Origin of the sequence: Algoriphagus sp. (assembly GCF_024642405.1) — a bacterium.
Taxonomy (GTDB): Bacteria; Bacteroidota; Bacteroidia; order Cytophagales; family Cyclobacteriaceae; genus Algoriphagus.
In genome coordinates, this window is sequence record NZ_JAHEBC010000470.1 from 1 (window position 1) to 2,584 (window position 2,584).

1 protein-coding gene is annotated in these 2,584 nt (G+C 36.6%); it reads right to left on the minus strand.

The genetic code is table 11. The features are described from left to right. The coding region (locus Q0L68_RS19445; RefSeq protein WP_366938426.1) for an amino acid adenylation domain-containing protein at positions 1-2,566 on the minus strand (2,566 nt) is incomplete at its 3' end. Positions 2,567-2,584 lie beyond the last annotated feature (18 nt).

Consider the following 2,584-nt stretch of genomic DNA (forward strand, 5'->3'; position numbering starts at 1 on the left):
CATTTAATTGCCCAGTATAAGGTTCTCTCATCAGCTTGAGATGTGGTCCCAAGATTTCCTCCCTATCCACAATATTCAATAATGGATCCCAGTCATAGGTGTGTTTAAATTCCCTAGGTGTTGTAATCAGCAAAGTATCACAATCTATTTTCTCTGGTTTGTATTCCAGAATATATTTCTTCAAGAGTCCTGTATCCTTTATTAAAACTGGTTGGTTTTTGTCTTTATTTACTTTATTTAAAACCTTATTTACCAGTTCTTTAGGTTTATTCCAGTAATCTATATATTTAAGTAATTTTTTATAACCACCTTTTCCAAAAGTTCTGGATTTATCAAAAAATAAAGGAGGATCGATCATGATCAAATTAACCTGCTCACCAGCCTGAATCAGCTGTTTTGCAATCTCAAAAGAGACAACATTCCCAATGGAATAGGATAAAACTCGGTATGGACCCTCGCTTTGAATTATTTTTATTTCTTCCAAACACAGGCTTGCTACCTCCTCAATATCTTTGGGAACCGATTTCTTAATCAGATCAGGACTTACAGATAAAACACTATATACAGGATATTCTCCCGGTAAATGCCTGGTAAGTTGACTATAAACCGTTTCGTAGTAAAACTCACTATGTATACAGAAAACCGGTAGTTTACTTCCTGTCGTTTTAATTGGAATTATTCTCTTTAGAGATTTTGAGCCAAAATCAACTAAACTCTTTTTATTTTCTATTTTACCTGCAATCTCTTCAATGCAATCCTCTATATTTATAGGCTCATTAAAGGTATAAGTCGAATTCAGCTCTTTTTCTACCTGACTCCACTCAAAATCGGAGCCTCCATTTTTTTGAAAACTATCCCTTACCCCGATCAATTTTTGGCTTAGATATTTCTCCCAAACCTTCAGAATTTCTAATTCAAGCGTGTTTTCAGGCCTTGAATATTCCTCATGATGAATGGACTTGACCAGCGACTCTACCGTAGAATAGCGTAAAAATTGAGCAGGCGTTACTTTAATCCCAATGTCTCTGCATCTTGCGATAATTCGGATGCTCTGTAATGAATTCCCTCCCAACTCATTAAAATCTTTGTTGACAGGAACTTCCTCTACTCCCATTACATCTGCCCAAATACCTGCTACCTGCCTCTCTAGATAGGTAGATGGCACTTTTGATGCAGTAGAACTTGCTTTTGGCTTGGTAAGTGCAATCCCCTTTAAAGCATTCAAATCTACTTTTCCATTGGGTAATAATGGGAATTCCTTCAAAATCAGAGTTATGTCCGGAACCATGTAGCGAGGTAAATTCTGACGGAAATATTCCCCCAAATCCTCTTCCCTTAATTTCACATCTGATTTAATTGCTAAAATTATTTGGGGATCAGATTCTTCACTGACCAATGCTAATGCTGAACTGACTTTTGGGTATCGTTGAGCTAATTCTTGAATTTCGGTTAACTCAACTCGATGCCCACGGATTTTTACCTGATTATCCTCTCTTCCAAGGTATTCAAGCAATCCATCTTTCTGAATCCGAACTAGATCTCCAGTCCTATAAATCTTGTTCCAATGCTCTGAAAATGGGTTTTCAAGGAATTTTAAAGTTGTATCGCTCTCTGATAAATAGCCATTGGTCAGTCCAGCTCCTGCAATGCAGAGTTCACCGGGAATGCCTGTAGGACTTAATTTCTGATTTTTATCAAGAACATAGGCTAAAGTATTTGAAGTGGCTAAACCAATCGGAACTCTATGAAAAGAATCTCTAGTTTTCAATTCTTGAACCGTACACCAAACAGTCCCTTCAGTTGGGCCATATTCATTAAAAAGCCTGGTTTTTGGATGCCTTTCAAAGTGCGTTTTTATCAATTCGTTTGGAAACTCCTCTCCTGCCAAAATTACTCCCTTTAAAGAATCACATGCTTTGCCACTTCCCTGCAATAAGGTTTGATAAAGGGAAGGAAGCATAAGCGTATGACTGACTTCCTCCCTACTTAATATGGAAGAAAGTGCAGCGGTATCCAGAGTTTCATTTTGCTGGGTGATTACTAATTTACTCCCGGTACATAAAGACCAAAAGATCCCCGCAACAGAGCTATCGAAGGAAAAAGAGGATACCAATAAAAATGAAGTTGGTGACTCCTTATAATAGGCTTTTCTCGCTGCTACTGATGAGAATAAATTAGAATGACTAACCAATACTCCTTTAGGTTTATTGGTACTGCCTGAGGTGAAAATAAGGTATGCGTTTTCGCTTTTATCTGAGTTTTTATCTAATTGATTTTCATTATTTTGACTATAATCAAGTGAATCAATTTTTATAATATTAAAATTATCGATTATTGATTTTTTGGAATCAACCAAACTACGATGAGTAAGAACATAATTAGCGCCAGATTCCTGGAGATATTGGAGAATTCTTTGATCTGGATAGTCAGGATCCAAAGGCAAATAAGCTCCCCCAAATCTCAAAATAGCAAGAATGGAAACCAAAAAATCCACAGACCTTTCCATGTAGATTCCTATTGGTTGATTTGGGTGGGTAGATCGTTTTCTTAATTCATTAGATATTATTCTACTTCTTTTATCAAG